At 38.3% G+C, this 15,899-nt stretch carries 17 protein-coding genes; all 17 read right to left on the bottom strand.

The window, feature by feature from the left end:
* Positions 1 to 36: 36 nt before the first annotated feature.
* A complete protein-coding gene (locus tag BW951_RS11930) occupies positions 37 to 1,422 on the bottom strand; it encodes an NADH-quinone oxidoreductase subunit N (RefSeq protein WP_076393035.1) in 1,386 nt (461 codons plus the stop codon).
* A 16-nt stretch (positions 1,423 to 1,438) separates the two neighbouring features.
* Complete coding sequence (locus tag BW951_RS11925) at positions 1,439 to 2,932, bottom strand: complex I subunit 4 family protein (RefSeq protein ID WP_076393033.1); 1,494 nt, start codon at positions 2,930 to 2,932, stop codon at positions 1,439 to 1,441.
* Positions 2,932 to 4,845, bottom strand: a complete 1,914-nt coding sequence (gene nuoL, locus BW951_RS11920; RefSeq protein ID WP_076393031.1) for an NADH-quinone oxidoreductase subunit L — start codon at positions 4,843 to 4,845, stop codon at positions 2,932 to 2,934. The genes BW951_RS11925 and nuoL overlap by 1 nt, the downstream gene beginning before the upstream one ends.
* Positions 4,846 to 4,847: 2 nt before the next feature.
* Positions 4,848 to 5,177, bottom strand: a complete 330-nt coding sequence (gene nuoK / locus BW951_RS11915) for an NADH-quinone oxidoreductase subunit NuoK (protein WP_034703571.1) — start codon at positions 5,175 to 5,177, stop codon at positions 4,848 to 4,850.
* 4 nt (positions 5,178 to 5,181) lie between these two features.
* Positions 5,182 to 5,679, bottom strand: a complete 498-nt coding sequence (locus BW951_RS11910; protein WP_076393029.1) for an NADH-quinone oxidoreductase subunit J family protein — start codon at positions 5,677 to 5,679, stop codon at positions 5,182 to 5,184.
* Positions 5,679 to 6,236, bottom strand: a complete 558-nt coding sequence (locus BW951_RS11905) for a NuoI/complex I 23 kDa subunit family protein (protein WP_027380121.1) — start codon at positions 6,234 to 6,236, stop codon at positions 5,679 to 5,681. The genes BW951_RS11910 and BW951_RS11905 overlap by 1 nt, the downstream gene beginning before the upstream one ends.
* Positions 6,237 to 6,327: 91 nt before the next feature.
* Positions 6,328 to 7,392, bottom strand: coding sequence for an NADH-quinone oxidoreductase subunit NuoH (gene nuoH, locus BW951_RS11900; RefSeq protein ID WP_076393027.1), 1,065 nt, complete (start codon positions 7,390 to 7,392; stop codon positions 6,328 to 6,330).
* Positions 7,393 to 7,471: 79 nt separating this feature from the next.
* Positions 7,472 to 8,470: an NADH-quinone oxidoreductase subunit G gene (locus BW951_RS11895; protein ID WP_076393025.1), complete on the bottom strand. Its 999-nt coding sequence runs from the start codon at positions 8,468 to 8,470 to the stop codon at positions 7,472 to 7,474.
* Positions 8,471 to 8,512: 42 nt separating this feature from the next.
* On the bottom strand, positions 8,513 to 9,397 hold the full coding sequence (locus tag BW951_RS11890) for a hypothetical protein (RefSeq protein ID WP_139326151.1): 885 nt from the start codon (positions 9,395 to 9,397) through the stop codon (positions 8,513 to 8,515).
* A gap of 1 nt (position 9,398) precedes the next feature.
* The gene (nuoF, locus tag BW951_RS11885; RefSeq protein WP_076393023.1) at positions 9,399 to 10,757 is read right to left on the bottom strand and encodes an NADH-quinone oxidoreductase subunit NuoF; all 1,359 of its coding nucleotides are present in this window, start codon (positions 10,755 to 10,757) and stop codon (positions 9,399 to 9,401) included.
* A 102-nt stretch (positions 10,758 to 10,859) separates the two neighbouring features.
* The gene (locus tag BW951_RS11880) at positions 10,860 to 11,369 is read right to left on the bottom strand and encodes an NADH-quinone oxidoreductase subunit NuoE family protein (protein WP_076393021.1); all 510 of its coding nucleotides are present in this window, start codon (positions 11,367 to 11,369) and stop codon (positions 10,860 to 10,862) included.
* Positions 11,370 to 11,507: 138 nt separating this feature from the next.
* Entirely contained in the window at positions 11,508 to 12,731 is a 1,224-nt protein-coding gene (nuoD, locus tag BW951_RS11875) for an NADH dehydrogenase (quinone) subunit D (protein WP_076393019.1), read from the bottom strand.
* Between the two features lie 62 nt (positions 12,732 to 12,793).
* Positions 12,794 to 13,288 (bottom strand): NADH-quinone oxidoreductase subunit C, encoded by a 495-nt coding sequence (locus tag BW951_RS11870; RefSeq protein ID WP_076393017.1) that lies wholly within the window; start codon positions 13,286 to 13,288, stop codon positions 12,794 to 12,796.
* A 5-nt stretch (positions 13,289 to 13,293) separates the two neighbouring features.
* Positions 13,294 to 13,854 carry an NADH-quinone oxidoreductase subunit B gene (locus BW951_RS11865; RefSeq protein ID WP_047397471.1) on the bottom strand — a complete coding sequence of 187 codons (561 nt, stop codon included), beginning with the start codon at positions 13,852 to 13,854 and terminating at the stop codon, positions 13,294 to 13,296.
* A gap of 104 nt (positions 13,855 to 13,958) precedes the next feature.
* Positions 13,959 to 14,330, bottom strand: a complete 372-nt coding sequence (locus BW951_RS11860) for an NADH-quinone oxidoreductase subunit A (RefSeq protein ID WP_027380112.1) — start codon at positions 14,328 to 14,330, stop codon at positions 13,959 to 13,961.
* A 121-nt stretch (positions 14,331 to 14,451) separates the two neighbouring features.
* Positions 14,452 to 14,628 (bottom strand): hypothetical protein, encoded by a 177-nt coding sequence (locus BW951_RS22770; RefSeq protein ID WP_175608814.1) that lies wholly within the window; start codon positions 14,626 to 14,628, stop codon positions 14,452 to 14,454.
* 42 nt (positions 14,629 to 14,670) lie between these two features.
* Positions 14,671 to 15,798 (bottom strand): GNAT family N-acetyltransferase, encoded by a 1,128-nt coding sequence (locus BW951_RS11855; RefSeq protein WP_076393015.1) that lies wholly within the window; start codon positions 15,796 to 15,798, stop codon positions 14,671 to 14,673.
* Between the last annotated feature and the right edge of the window lie 101 nt (positions 15,799 to 15,899).

Genomic DNA, 15,899 nt, shown 5'->3' with positions numbered 1-15,899 from the left:
CTTAAAGGTTGTGGTTCTCTATTTTAATAAGATTTTTTATAATCCGAAAAGTCTTGCAAACAGATCAGGGAAAACTCCCAGAACAACGATTGAAGCAATAACAAATACTCCTACGATGTTGTACGTGATCGTTACTTTTTCTGAAGATTTAAATGTACTTTCTTTGAAGAAGAACATAGAAATAATCAGTCTTAAATAATAAGCAATGGAAACGGCTGAACCTAAAACAGCGATCAAAACAAGGAAAACTCCGTGCTGAGAATTCATCGCCTGAGAAAATAAAGAGAATTTCCCCATGAAACCTGCGGTTAAAGGAATTCCTGCCATTGAAAGCATGGAAACTGATGCAGTCGTTGCCAATAAAGGTTCTGTTTTTGCCAATCCTTTAAACGCTCCGAAAGAGGTTTCTCTTTTCAGTTTTTCAACATAAATCAGACACATGAAAACTCCCACTGTAGCCAAAGCGTATGCAAATAAATAGAAGGCTAAATTATAAGTAGAAAGACTTGTCATTCCGAAGAATACCAAACCGATGTATCCTGCGTGAGAAACTGAAGAGTATGCCAACATTCTTTTCGCATTTGTCTGAGCCAATCCCATAACGTTTGCCAAAAGCAATGTGATGATTAAAAATACTCCGAAAACATTAATCCAGTTTTCTGTAACTCCGCCAAATCCTATCGTCATTAATCTGAATAATGCGAAAAATCCTGAGATTTTTACCACACTCGCCATGAAAGCCGTGATTAATGAAGGGGCTCCGTAATAAACATCCGGACTCCACATATGGAAAGGTGCTAAAGCAACTTTAAATGCCAATGCACAAAGAATCAGAAGAACACCTAAGATGAACATCACATCTTTCGGGTTTGAAACTCCGAAGTCCTGAATTTTATATAAATCGAAACTTCCTACACTTCCGTAGATAAATGCGATCCCGAATAACAGGAAACCTGTTGCGAATGCACCCATCAGGAAATACTTGATGGAAGCTTCGTTGGATCTCAGATCTGTTTTGTTAGCTCCCGCCATTACATATAAAGGAATAGAAAGGATTTCAACTCCTAAGAACAGCGTTACCATATTCTGATATCCGAAAAGGATAATCCCGCCACAAAGAGCGAAAAGCATTAAAGCATACAGTTCAGACTGGTGGCTTCTGTGGTTGCTGAATGCAAAACCGCCCAGAAAGAACAACAATAATGTCGTTACGATTGATATTTTTGTGAATAGCGCAGTATTGGCGGTGTAGTCATACATATGTTTGTACTGTCCGAAGAAAGCACATTCCGGCATGAAACTTACCCATAATGCGATGATTAATCCCAAAATCCCAATGTATCTTGCGAATTTCCCTTGTTCAAAAACTCCTGAAAATAACGCAACAACTGCCGTTAGGAAAACAATAATTAAAACACTCATTTCTTAAAATATCAAATTAGCTTACCATTGATTGGTAGATAAACTTCAACGAACTATTCACCATTTCGATTATCGGTTGTGGGAAAATACCAAATACAATCACAAAAACCGCTAAACTTGCCAATACAGAGAATTCTACTGCAGAAAGATCTTTTACTGTGCTTAAAACAGCTTCATCACCCTGTCCGAACATTGCTTTTCCGTAGAATCTCAATAAATAGACAGCACAAAGGATTACGGTAAGACCTGCAATTACTGCTGCCAATCCGTTAAAATCATATACCGATTTCAACAGGATAAATTCCCCGATGAATCCATTGGTCAATGGAACTCCCATTGAACCTAATATAATGATCAAGAACAATACGGCAAACTTAGGAGCAACTTTCGCCAAACCTCCCATCTGTCTGATGTCTCTTGATTTAAATCTTTTGTATAAAATATCACAGCAGTAGAACAGACCTACAACGTTAATACCGTGAGCAAAAGTCTGTACCAAAGCTCCTTCAGCTCCTTCGATATTGAAGTTTCCTCTTAAGGTTATTACGGCTGAAGCAAAAATACCTGCCACCATTAATCCAACGTGAGAGAAAGAAGAATATGCAATAATTCTTTTCATATCAGTCTGGATGATCGCGATTAAAGCTCCGTGAACAATTCCCACAATAGCTAAAATGATCACAATCTGTCCTGAAATTCCTGCAATCGGAAGGGGAGTGATTGGTAATAAATAACGCATAACTCCATAGATCGCCATTTTCAGCATGATCCCTGATAAAAGCATGGAACCTTGTGTTGGCGAATAGGTATACGTATCCGGCTGCCACGTGTGGAAAGGGAAAACCGGCAATTTCACTGCAAAAGCAAAGAAGATAAACCAGAATACAACGGTTTGTTGTGTTTCGTTTAACTGGGCATTATAAAGATCTGTCAGCGCAAAAGATGCAGAGTGATTGTATACATAAATCAATCCTGCTAACATGAATAATGATCCAACGAAGGTATAAACGAAGAATTTCGTAGTGAATTCAAATCTTTTATTTTCCTGACCCCAGATTCCGGCAATAAACCAGATCGGAATCAAAGTAACTTCCCAGAAAATGTAGAACAGCAAACCGTCCAGCGAAGTGAAAACTCCTACAAGACCGAACTGCATTAACAGAATTAAACCATAGAATGTATTTCTGTAGCTTACATTTTCATTAAATGAAGATAAAATAATGATGGGCGCCAGAATATTGGTTAATAATAAAAGAAGCAGACTCATTCCATCGATTCCGAAATGAAGAGAGCTCTTCATGAATTGTGACCAAGGATAGTTGATCTCGTGCTGCAATACGCTGTCTACCGTAGGATTAAAATCAAAATCCGCAGTGATGTAGAAGGTAATCAGCATTTGTACCAACGCAATTCCCAGTGCCAAATATTTGCTGGATTTATCTTTCCATGCAAAAACTAATCCCGAACCTACCAGAGGTAATAGTAATAGTGTTAATAATAAACCAGACATTATTGTAATATAAAGTTAACAATCAGTATAATTCCCACAGCCAAAGACATGATTAAGATGTAATTCTCAACATTTCCGTTCTGGATACGTTTCATGGCTTTTCCGCTGTCTTCAGCTCCTTCACCTACGAAGTCCACAAAACGATCAAGAATACCTTTATCAAACATCTTTCCTCCGCGTCCTAATCCTTCAACAGTTTTTACAATTAATGCATTGTAAATTTCGTCAATGTATAATTTTTTAGCAGACAGTTTTTCCCATCCTGTGTACTGCTGTTCCGGTAATGCCTGTTTTTTCTTATTCACATAAGTATTTTTAACAAGGAACCAAACGCAGAAGAACATTACTACTGTTGCTCCTAAAAGTATCATTTCAGTCCCAAACGGAACTCCCGAAAGAGTTGCTTCCATTTGTTTAAAGCTTTCCTCTGTAAGAACCGGCTTCAGCCATTCCATTAATTTGGCATAATGACCGTGACCGATGAAGTGAGGAAGGTTAATTAATCCACCCAAAACAGAAAGAACAGCCAATACGATCAATGGTAATGTCATATTCGAAGGGCTTTCGTGTAAGTGGTGTTTTTGTTCTTCTGTACCTCTGAACTCTCCGTGGAAAGTAAGATAATACAATCTGAACATATAAGTAGCCGTAACAGCCGCTAAAACAAATAAAATTACCCAGTATACCGGATTTTTAGCAAAAGCTGCCACTAAAATTTCGTCTTTGGAAATCATCCCTGAAAGCAAAGGGAATCCTGAGATTGCCAATGTTCCGATAAGGAATGTAGCGTGTGTGATCGGGATGTACTTTTTCAGACCTCCCATGAAACGCATATCCTGTTCGTTGCTCATCGCGTGGATTACAGATCCTGCTCCCAAGAACAATAATGCCTTGAAGAAAGCATGTGTCATTACGTGGAACATCGCTGTTGTATAAGCTCCAAGACCTAAAGCGATGAACATGAATCCTAACTGGGAAACGGTAGAATACGCCAGTACTTTTTTAATATCGTTCTGACGAAGCGCGTAGAATCCAGCTAAAGCTGCCGTTAAGAATCCGATGAATAAAATTACTCCCTGAACGGTAGGTGCCAAAGTGAATAAGAAGTTGGATCTTACCACTAAATAAATACCTGCCGTTACCATCGTTGCGGCGTGAATTAACGCTGAAACCGGAGTAGGTCCCGCCATCGCATCCGGCAACCATGTATATAATGGAACCTGAGCAGATTTACCGGTAGCACCGATAAATAAACTCGTTGTAATGAAAATGATTACCGTTCCGTCCAATTCAAATTTTCCTGCATTTTCTTTGATTGTTAAATAATCTACAGCATTCGTCTGTGAAGCTAACATGAAAATACCGATCAATAAAGCAAGATCACCAATTCTGTTCATGATGAACGCTTTTCTTGCCGCTTTACCATACTCTTCGTTGGTGTACCAGAATCCGATCAGTAGATAAGAACACAATCCTACACCTTCCCATCCGATGAACAGGATTAAGTAGTTGCTTCCCATTACCAATAACAACATAGAGAAGATAAACAGATTCAGATAAGTGAAAAACTTATAGAAACCTTTATCGTGGCTCATATATCCGATAGAGTAGAGGTGAATTAAAGATCCGATCCCTGTGATGATCATCACCATCATTAATGATAACTGATCGATCTGGAACCCGAAATTAATCTGAACTCCGTTTACTCTGAACCATTCAAAAGCTTTTACAATGACAGGCTGGCTTTCAGAATCAAAATTCATGAAAATACTTACTGCGATGCAGAAAGATGCAAAAACCATTGCTGTAGCCAAACTACCGACAACTATTTTTGGAAGATTTTTTCCGAAAAGTCCGTTTATAAGAAAACCTAAAAGTGGTAAAAGTATTATTGCATACACTAAATTTTCCATTCTTATCCTCTTAATTTATTAAATATACTTACATCAACAGAACGGGTATTTCTATACAGCATAGCAATAATTGCCAGACCTACCGCTACTTCCGCAGCAGCAACCACCATAATGAAGAAAACTAAAAGTTGTCCGTCGCCATTACCTTTGTATGCAGAAAACGCAGCCAGTAAAAGGTTTACAGAATTCAGCATAAGCTCTACACAACCCAAAATAACAATCGCGTTTTTTCTCAGTAATACTCCTAAAACTCCCAAACAGAACAGTACTGATGAAAGTATGATGAAATAATTCAGAGGGACGCTTTGTATAAATGTATTTACTTCTCCCATAATTTTATAGATCTTTTTTACCGATTAATACCGCACCTACAATACCTGCCAAAATAAGGATGGATGCAAGCTCAAACGGCAAAACATATTCATTAAACAAAAGTCTTCCCAGATTTTTCGTCAAACCAACTCCGTTGTCTACATTTTCAACAACGATCTGGTTCTGCTGAACACCTCTGAAAACGCCTAAAACTCCAATTAACAAAAGTCCTGCTGTAAAAACTCCGGCAAATTTTAAAGTATTGCCCTTCTTACTTTCGTCTTGTTTATTAAGGTTAAGCATCATCAGAATGTAAAGGAACAATACCATGATCGCTCCGGCATACACAATAATCTGGATAATCGCAAGGAACTGTGCATTCAGAAGGATGTACATGCCCGCAATAGAGAACATTGTAACAATTAATGACAAAACAGCGTACAGAGGATTTCTCGCAAAAACGAAGTAAACCGCACTTGCCACTGCTAAAAACGCCACCAAGAAAAATAAAAACTGATCCATTATTTTACCGCATTTTTTTGTTTCTCGGATTGTCTTTCTGTGATGTCAATCCTTTCATTTATTTTTTCTACCAATTTATCTTTTCCGTAAATGAAAGAACCTCTGTTGGTTTCCACGTCCACTAATCTGTCGGTAAGATAGATCGCAGATTTCGGACAGGCTTCTTCACACATACCGCAGAAAATACATCTCAGCATATTAATTTCATATACCGATGCATATTTTTCTTCTCTGTAAAGATGCTTTTCTTCCTTGGTTCTCTCTGCAGCAGTCATGGTAATTGCTTCTGCAGGACATGCCACCGCACAAAGTCCGCAAGCCGTACATCTTTCCCTGCCTTCCTCGTCTCTTTTCAAAACGTGCTGACCTCTCCAGATTTCTGCTCTCGGTTTCTGTACTTCCGGATACGAGTATACTGCGGGAGCCCCTTTCAATACGGTTCTTACAGCATGCTTAAATGTAATCCCCATTCCTGTAAAAATCGCAGGTAAGTAGATTTTTTCAGCAAGGGTCATTTCTTTATTAGAAACAACTTTTGATCTGTTCGTAAGTTTCATTTTTTTTATTATTAAATGTTAGAAGATGGAAGCCGGGAGATGGAAGTTGATCGCATCATCACATTTTCACATCAGCTCATTTTCAAATTAATTAATTTCCAAATGCTAAAATTACAGCTCCTGTAACCAGCAGGTTAACCAATGCCATTGGAATTAAAGTTTTCCATCCTAAGTGCATTAATTGATCATATCTGAATCTCGGAAGTGTCCATCTGATCCACATAAAGATCAGAATTCCGATGATGGTTTTAATTAAAAATGCCACAATACTCAAAATTCCGGCTGTATTTTCGCCCCAGTTCTGAGTAACCCATTCAATTCCGGGATAATTGTAACCTCCGAAGAACAGAACAACCATGAAAGCATTCGAAATAAACATATTCACATATTCGCCGAACATATACAATCCTAATTTCATGGAAGAATACTCTGTAGAATATCCTGTTACCAATTCAGATTCACACTCAGGTAAATCGAAAGGGTGTCTGTTGGTTTCTGCCAAAGCCGCTACAATAAATACTAAGAAAGCAATCGGTTGGTAGAAAATATTCCAGTTAAGCCCCGAAACCCAAGGAATGAATCCCCACAGTTTTCCGTTTGTCTGGCTTTCCGTAATTTCTTTTAAATCTAAACTTCCTGTCATCATAATGATGGAAAGCAAAGCCAATCCCATTGCCAATTCATAAGAAATCATCTGAGAAGAAGCACGGATCGCTCCTAATAATGAATATTTGTTGTTAGAAGCCCAACCTCCGATCATAATTCCGTAAACTCCGATGGAAGCCATTCCGATTATGAATAGTACACCAACATCAATGTTTGCCACCTGAAGATCGTAAGAAGTACCTGCAATATTTAAACTTTTACCCCAAGGAATAACTGCGCCTGTGATTAATGAAATAAACATCACCAAAGCCGGTCCCAGTACGAAAAGGAATTTTTCTGCGTTCGCAGGGGTAAAATCTTCTTTAAAGAAAAACTTTCCACCGTCGGCTAAAGGCTGAAGCAATCCGAAAGGTCCTGATCGGTTGGGACCAATTCTGTCCTGCATAATAGAAGCAACTTTTCTTTCTGCCCAGGTAGAGTAGGCTGCAATCGTTAACGAAAGCAGGAAAAGCGCAAATACAAGTATAAGTTTAAATGTAAGTAAATCCATTCTGAATTTTAGATTTTAGATTCTAGATTATAGATTGTAATTCATTTAAAATCTATAATTTAAAATTTATAATTTAGTATTATTTTTCGTCTTTTTCACTGATTTCCTTTGCCATCGGATTATCTAAAACTCTTAGTTCATCTTTAGGCTTTTCGTAGTGGTTCAATGAAATTACTGAATGTCTGTCGATGTGTCTCGGACCTTCAATATTCCAGTCAGAAAGTTCTTTTCTGTCGAAACGGCAGGTGTCGCAGATAAATTCTTCAACTTCTCCCCACTGATCTTTTCTTGCGGTAACTCTCACGATTTCGTCACCTTTCATCCAGACTACGGCTTTTCCGGAACATTTATCACATTTGCAGGTAGCGTTCATTGGTTTTGTAAACCATACTCTGCTTGAAAAACGTGCTGTTCTGTCGGTTAATGCTCCTACCGGACAAACGTCGATTACGTTTCCGATGAAATCATTATCCAAAGCTTTATTTAAGTAGGTTGAAATTTCAGCGTGATCTCCTCTGAACAAAATTCCGTGTTCTCTTTCTCCGGTTAACTGGTTTGCAGCGAGTACACATCTTGCACAAAGAATACAACGGTTCATATTCAGTTTGATGTGCGGACCCAAATCATCGGCATCGTACGTATTTCTTTCGAATTCCGTTCTGGTTTCAAGATTTCCGTGTTCGTAACCTAAATCCTGAAGATGACATTCACCGGCCTGATCACAGATAGGGCAGTCTAACGGATGGTTTACCAAAAGGAATTCCGTAACTGCTTTTCTACCTTCCTGAGCTTTTTCGGAAGTAAGATTTTTTACTTCCATCCCATCCATTACGTTGGTTCTGCAGCTTGCCACCAATTTCGGCATAGGACGCGGATCTGCTTCAGATCCTTTGGAAACTTCCACAAGGCAGGTTCTGCATCTTCCGCCACTGGTTTCCAGTTTGCTGTAGTAGCACATTGCAGGAGGTACAGATTTTCCGCCGATTTGTCTTGCAGCTTCCAGAATAGAAGTACCCGGCAAAACTTCAGTAGTCTGTCCGTCTATCGTTATTTTGAATTTTTTAACCTCTTCGCTCATATTCTATGCTTTTCGCTTTTGCCTTAGCAATTAAGCTCTGTTTTAATTATACTTTTTTGTATTAAATGTATATCCGATTCCGGCGAGAACCTGTCCGAAAACAAAATCCTGTCTGGCTTTATCCGGTTTATTATTTAATGTCGTTTTAATGTCCCACATATTGATGTACCCGGCTTTTACTTCTGCTCTCAGCATCCAGTTTTTCCAGAATACAAGGTTAAGACTGGATCTTAAATCGGTTCCCATTCCGGCAACGTGAAAACGGTCGCTTCTCTCATTACCAAAAAGCTTTACATTACTTTTTGGAAACATAAACCCGATTCCGGCTCCGTAAGACCATACCAGATCAATGTTTTTTTTATGAACCAGATTTTTATATTTTTCAAGCCCGACATTTTCATAATTTAATCCGTCTGTATGCTCAAAAGTAAGGAACTTTTCATCAGCAAGATTTACCTGCCCGTTCTGTACCATCGCTGCATATTTCGGATCTGAAATATTTCCTGAAAACCCAACCGTCTGATCCTGGTTCATTACATATTTCATGTGATCAATTCCTAAAACCAAAGCTAAATTATCTTTAATAAAATAACCAAGTCTGAAATTATACTGTGTCACTGTAAACCAGCTTGGATCGAAATAAACAATTCCGAATTTCGTTGGTCTGTCTTTCGCAGAGACATTATTCAACTGAAAATCATAACCGTTTCCCGAGAAATGAATGTCAGAATTGCTGTAAGCCGCTCTGTTCCATCCGTAGAAAACGAAAACCTGACCTTTTTTGCTTAAGGGTAAAGGTTTTTCTTTTTTTTCAGCTTTGTATGGAGTCGCCTCCAGTTTATATTCTTTTTCTTCTAATGTATCTTTTTTTACCTGTCCGAAAACAAAACCCGACATCATTAGACCTACTGCCAATATTTTTTTCATCTTAAGCATTCTTCTCAACTGCAGGAATCGGATCTGCATAATGTGCCAATCCGTAGTTCTGAGTCTGTGATAACTCAGGGTTTTTAATGTGCCATTCGAATTCATCTCTGAAGTGACGAATAGCCGCTGCAACAGGCCAAGCTGCTGCATCACCTAACGGACAAATTGTGTTTCCTTCGATTTTTCTCTGGATGTCCCAAAGTAAATCGATGTCTTCCATTTTTCCTTCTCCTTTCTCGATTTTCTTTAAAATCTTGTACATCCATCCTGTTCCTTCACGGCAAGGCGTACATTGTCCGCAACTTTCGTGATTGTAAAATCTCGCTAAAGTCATGGTATGTTCTACGATACACTGATCTTCATCCAAAACAATGAATCCTCCCGAACCCATCATGGTTCCGGTAGCAAATCCACCGTCAGCCAAAGATTCGTAGTTCATGTATCGAGGTTCTCCGTTTACGGTTTTTAATAATAAATTAGCCGGAACAATCGGAACAGAGCTTCCTCCCGGAATACAGGCTTTTAATCTTTTCCCGTCTTTAATTCCTCCGCAATATTCTTCAGAGTAAATGAATTCTTCAACCGTAATGGTCATGTCGATTTCATACACTCCGGGTTTGTTGATGTTTCCACAAGCAGAAATCAATTTTGTTCCTGTAGATCTTCCAACTCCTATTTTAGCATATTCAGCTCCTGTAATTTCAATGATCGGAACAACTGCCGCAATAGATTCAACGTTGTTTACTACCGTTGGTCTTTCCCAAAGTCCTTTTACAGCAGGGAATGGCGGTTTCAGTCTCGGATTTCCTCTTTTACCTTCAAGAGATTCAAGCAATGCGGTTTCTTCACCACAGATGTATGCTCCACCACCTCTCTGAACGTAAATTTCACAATCGAAACCGGTTCCTAAAATATTTTTACCTAAAAATCCTGCTGCCTTCGCTTCTTCAATGGCTTCTTCCAGAATATCGGGAATCCATGAGTATTCTCCACGGATGTAGATATAAGAAACATTTGAACCTAAACAGTACGATGAAATAAGCATTCCTTCGATCAGTAAGTGAGGAAGAAACTCCATCAGATATCTGTCTTTGAACGTTCCCGGTTCAGATTCGTCGGCATTTACAACAAGGTGTCTCGGAACACCTTCCGGTTTTGCAAGGAAGCTCCATTTCATTCCTGTTGGGAATCCTGCTCCACCACGTCCACGAAGCCCTGAAGCTTTTACTTCTTCAAGAATTTCGTCAGGAGTCATTTTTAAGGCTTTTTCAGCAGCTTCATAACCTCCGTTTTTACGGTAGGTTTCAAAGTAGCGGATGCCTTCAATATGTGCGTTTTTAAGTAAAAGTTTTTTACTCATTGTTATTTGCTTCTTGCAATAGGCTTTTGGCTTCTTGCATTAATTATGATTAAACGTTAAGTGAATAATTTAAAATCTAAAATGTAGAATTTAAAATTTCTATTAGTCTAAAGCGATCTGTCCTTCTCTGCAAAGATCAAGGATCTCGTCTACTTTTTCTATCGTTAAATTTTCATGGAAAAATTTCCCTAACTGCATCATCGGAGCATATCCACAAGCTCCCAGACACTCAGCAGGTTTTAAAGTAAACATTCCGTCTTCCGTAGTCTGTCCGTCTTTAATGTTCAGTTTTGTACGGATATGGTCAAGGATTTTTTCACTTCCCGAAACCATGCAAGGTCCGGTTCTGCAAACCTCCAGAACATATTTACCTACCGGCTTCATGTTGAACATAGTGTAGAAAGTAGCTACTTCATAAACTTCGATAGGTTTGATACTCAATAATTCTGCAACATAATCCATTACCGGAACGTCTAACCAGCCTCCGAATTCTTTCTGTGCCAAATGAAGTACAGGAATAAGGGCAGATTTTTGTCTTCCTTCAGGATATCTTGCGATGATTTTGTGTACCTGTGCTAAACTTTCCGGTTTAAAAGCTATTGTTTCGCTCATATTTAAAGATTTTAGATTTTAGATTTTAGATTTTAGATGAAAATCTTAGTTCTAAAAATCTTATCAATTTTGATATTAATTTATATTTAAAGAGTTTAGATTAATTTAAAATTTATAATCCAAAATCTATAATTTCTTTTATGCGTCTAATTCTCCCGCAATAATATTCATACTACACATCGTAACGATCGCATCTGAAATTACAGAACCTGTAATCATCTCAGGATATGCCTGATAATAGATGAAACAAGGTCTTCTGAAATGCAGTCGGTAAGGGCTTCTTCCGCCATCACTCACAAGATAGAATCCTAATTCTCCGTTTCCGCCTTCTACAGCATGGTAAACTTCACCTTTAGGTACATCTGTTTCTCCCATTACAATTTTGAAATGGTAAATCAGTGCTTCCATTTTCTTGTAAACATCTGCCTTTTCAGGAAGATAGAAATCCGGAACATCCGCATGGAATGGTCCTTCAGGAAGGTTTTCGTATGCCTGTTTGATGATTTTTATAGATTCCCAGATTTCCTGCTGACGAACCATGAAACGGTCGTAGGTATCTCCGGAAGTTCCTACCGGAATGATGAAGTCGAAATCCTGGTAAGAAGAATAAGGCTGCGCAACTCTCACGTCATAATCAACACCTGTTGCACGTAAATTCGGACCTGTGAAACCATAGCTTAATGCTCTTTCTGCAGAAATAGATCCTGCTCCGATGGTTCTGTCCATAAAGATTCTGTTTCTTTCTAATAATGTACAGAATTCTTTGAATCTTGGCGGGAACGTTTTAAGGAAATCCTTTAATAACTCATGGAATTTTGGAGTGAAATCTCTTTCAAAACCTCCGATTCTTCCCATATTGGTCGTCATTCTCGCTCCGCAGATCTGCTCATACATATCGTAGATACGTTCTCTTTCGATGAACATATAGGTAAGACCGGTAATTGCTCCGGAGTCCATTCCCGTTACACCGTTACAGATCAGGTGATCTCCGATTCTCGCAAGCTCCATTAAAATAACGCGCATATAGTCTACACGTTTTGGAACTTCAACGCCGATCAGCTTTTCAACCGTCATGTGCCAACCTAAATTGTTGATGGGCGCAGAACAGTAATTCATACGGTCGGTAAGGGTAGTGATCTGAGAGTAGTTTCTTCTTTCAGAAATTTTCTCAAATGCTCTGTGGATATATCCCACAGTCTGCTCTGCATGAAGGATTCTTTCTCCGTCCATCGTTAAGATATTCTGGAAAATACCATGCGTTGCAGGGTGGGTAGGTCCTAAATTGAGGGTGTATAACTGTCCGTCAATCTGTTCCTTACTTTCGTATTGGTTTAGTATATTAGATAATGAGTTATCTTTCATAATGATTGCTTTTAGCTATTTGCTTCTGGCTATTGGCTAGCTGCCATTGGCCATTCGCTTTTTTATCTTCCGAACATGCTGTCGTTCTTGTCTGTTCTTGTTCCGTCTTCCAGACGATATTCTTTCAGCATCGGATGGTAACCAAGATCTTCCATATTTAAAATAGGTCTCAGATCCGGATGTCCTTTAAATTTGATTCCGTAGAAATCATACGTTTCTCTTTCCATCCAGTTAGCTCCTGCATACAATTCCACTAAAGAATCTACTTCGATATTTTCTCTGGACATGAATATTTTCAGACGTAATCTGAAGTTCGTCATCATATTGTGCAGGTGATAAACCACGCCGATTTCCTTTTCCGGAAACTCAGGATAATGGATTCCGCATACATCGGTAAGGAAATTGATTTCCAGTGATGAATCTTTCAGATAGTGAACGATTTTTTTCAGATCTTCCTTCTTTACTTCAATCGTCAACATTCCATAAGGCTCTGAACTTGCAATAACAGACTCCGGAAATTCTCTTGTAATTGCTTCTAATACAAATTCGTTTGTCATTTCCGTTAGTTGCTAATGTTGTAAGAATCTAGTAATTTCTGATATTCAGGCATATCTCTTCTTCTGATGCTTTCGCTTTCTGCCAAAGCCTGAACCTGCATTACACCTTCAATAATCTGTTCCGGTCTCGGAGGACATCCCGGAACGTAAACGTCTACCGGAATAATTTTATCAATACCCTGTAAAACAGAATACGTATCAAAAATACCACCGCTGGAAGCACAGGCTCCAACTGCAACCACCCATTTCGGCTCTGCCATCTGAGTGTACACTTCTTTAAGTACCGGTCCTAATTTTTTGGATATCGTTCCGCAAACCATTAACATATCTGCCTGTCTTGGGGAGAAAGAGTTTCTTTCCATACCAAATCGGGAAGCATCATACGTTGGATTCAGGGTAGCCATAAACTCAATACCGCAACAAGAGGTTGCAAATGGTAACGGCCAAAGAGAAAATTTTCTTGCCATCCCGATTACACTGCTCAGTTTCGTTGCGAAAAACCCTTCTCCTTCAAATCCTTCCGGAGCCGGTGCATCTGTTCTTATTACTGGTTTGTTATCTGACATTTTAGTAGATTTTAGATTTTAAATTTTAGATTCTAAATTATTGTTAATGTTAACTTTAATCGAAAATCACCATCTAAAATTTGTAATTTAAAATTTATAATTTCTTATTTATCCCAATCTAAAGCGCCTCTTTTCCATACATAGAAAAATGCCATGAAGAAGATCGCTACGAATGTAAGAACGGCAAGGAATCCTTCCATTCCGAATTCTCTGAAGTTTACCGCATACGGATAAAAAAATACGATTTCAATATCGAATAATACGAATAATACCGCCGTCAAAAAGTACTTAATGGAAAACGGTGTTCTTGCATTTCCTTCTACCGGGACTCCACACTCCCAGCTTTGGTTTTTCACAGAATTTCCTTTTTTCTGTTTCGGACCTAAAAAATGCGCTCCAAGCAAAGAAATGGCTACGAAACCGATCGCAACACCTGCTTGTATAAGGATTGGAATATAACTTTCAGGTAAATTCATTTTTGCATTATTATCTCAATTTGCAAATTTAGCGAATAAACAAGAAAGCATGAAATTTATGAGGTTAAAAGTGGCTCCAAAATAGGGAAAACGGATAATTTAGAATCATTAAAAATAACAGTTATTTTTTCATTTTTCTGATGAGAGAATACGCCATAAAGGAAATATAGGCAAAAAGGAGACTTGCGTAGATAATATTCACCGCTGTATTGGTTCTGTCGTCCGGTAACTGGAAAAATAAATTGTATGCAATAAATCCGGCAATTAAAATTCCGAAAATGATGAGTTGTGGTTTCATATTTTAAAACTTACAATAAGTCTACTTTTTGATGATGAAAAATTATTTAATTTCCAGAGCGTAGGTTCTCCTTCTTTTATGGTTCACGGGATTGTAATCCTGCCAAAGAAGCTGAATGCTTTTGTTCTCTTCCAGTTCAGGATTGGTTTCCAGATATTTTACTCCTTTTTTGTTGAAGATATCCCAGATTTCTTTAAAAATAATGGAAGTAACGCCACGTCTTTGATAATCTGGGTGAATTCCGATCAGGTAAAAATTAGCCCTGTCGTTTTTCTTTCCTGCCTGTAAAAAATGCCACCACCCGAAAGGAAGCAGTTTTCCTTTGGATTTTTGCAAAGCTTTTGAATAGGAGGGCATTGTAATGGCAAAAGAAACCAGATTGTTATTTTCATCTGCGATACACACGATGAAATCTTTATCGATTAAAGGGAAATATTTCTCTTTGTAGGTTTTTCGCTGTTCATCTGAAATAGGAGTGTAGGTAGAAAGGTGCTTGTACGTTTCATCCAGCAGATCAAACATCGCATCCACATACTGCAGAATTTCTTCTTTAGATTTAAATCTTAAAACTTTCAGATGATATTTCTGGGAAATCAGTTCATTGAACTTGTAAATTTTCTCAGGAAGGGAATCCGGGAACATAATTTCAAATTCCACCCATTCCTTTTCTTTGGTTAAACCCAGTTTTTCCAGATGTTGAGGATAATACGCATGATTGTAAATTCCGATCATGGTTGCCAGTTTATCGAAGCCTAAAGTCAGCATTCCGGCTTTATCAAGGTTGGTGAAACCCATCGGTCCTTCAATCTTTCCGATGTTTTTTTCTTTGGCGTACTCAACTGCTTTTCCGATGAGTGCCTGAGAAACTTTTTCATCATCAATAAAATCAATCCAGCCAAAACGTACTTTTCTTATCCCTAGTTCGCGTTCTTCCTTATGATTGATCATTAAGGCGATTCTTCCGACAACCTTGCTGTTTTTGTACGCCAGAAACTGTTTGGCTTCAGAGTATTGCAGTGCAGGATTTTCTTTCGGACTCCATATTTTAATCTCATCATTAATAAAGGCCGGAACGTAATACGGATTGTTTTTGTACAGATCCATGGGAAATCTTACGAATTGCTTTAGCTGTTCGCTGTTTTTTACTTCAATAACTGAAATCTCTGACATGATTTTTTCGTGAAATTATGGAACAAATATAACTAAATTAATACAATACTTTGGCACAGTTTTTACATCATATCGGATGAAAAGTATATTATAAAGATTAC

The sequence above is a fragment of the Chryseobacterium gambrini genome (assembly GCF_900156825.1).
Classification (GTDB): Bacteria; Bacteroidota; Bacteroidia; order Flavobacteriales; family Weeksellaceae; genus Chryseobacterium; species Chryseobacterium gambrini.
This window is presented reverse-complemented; position numbering and strand designations above follow the sequence as displayed.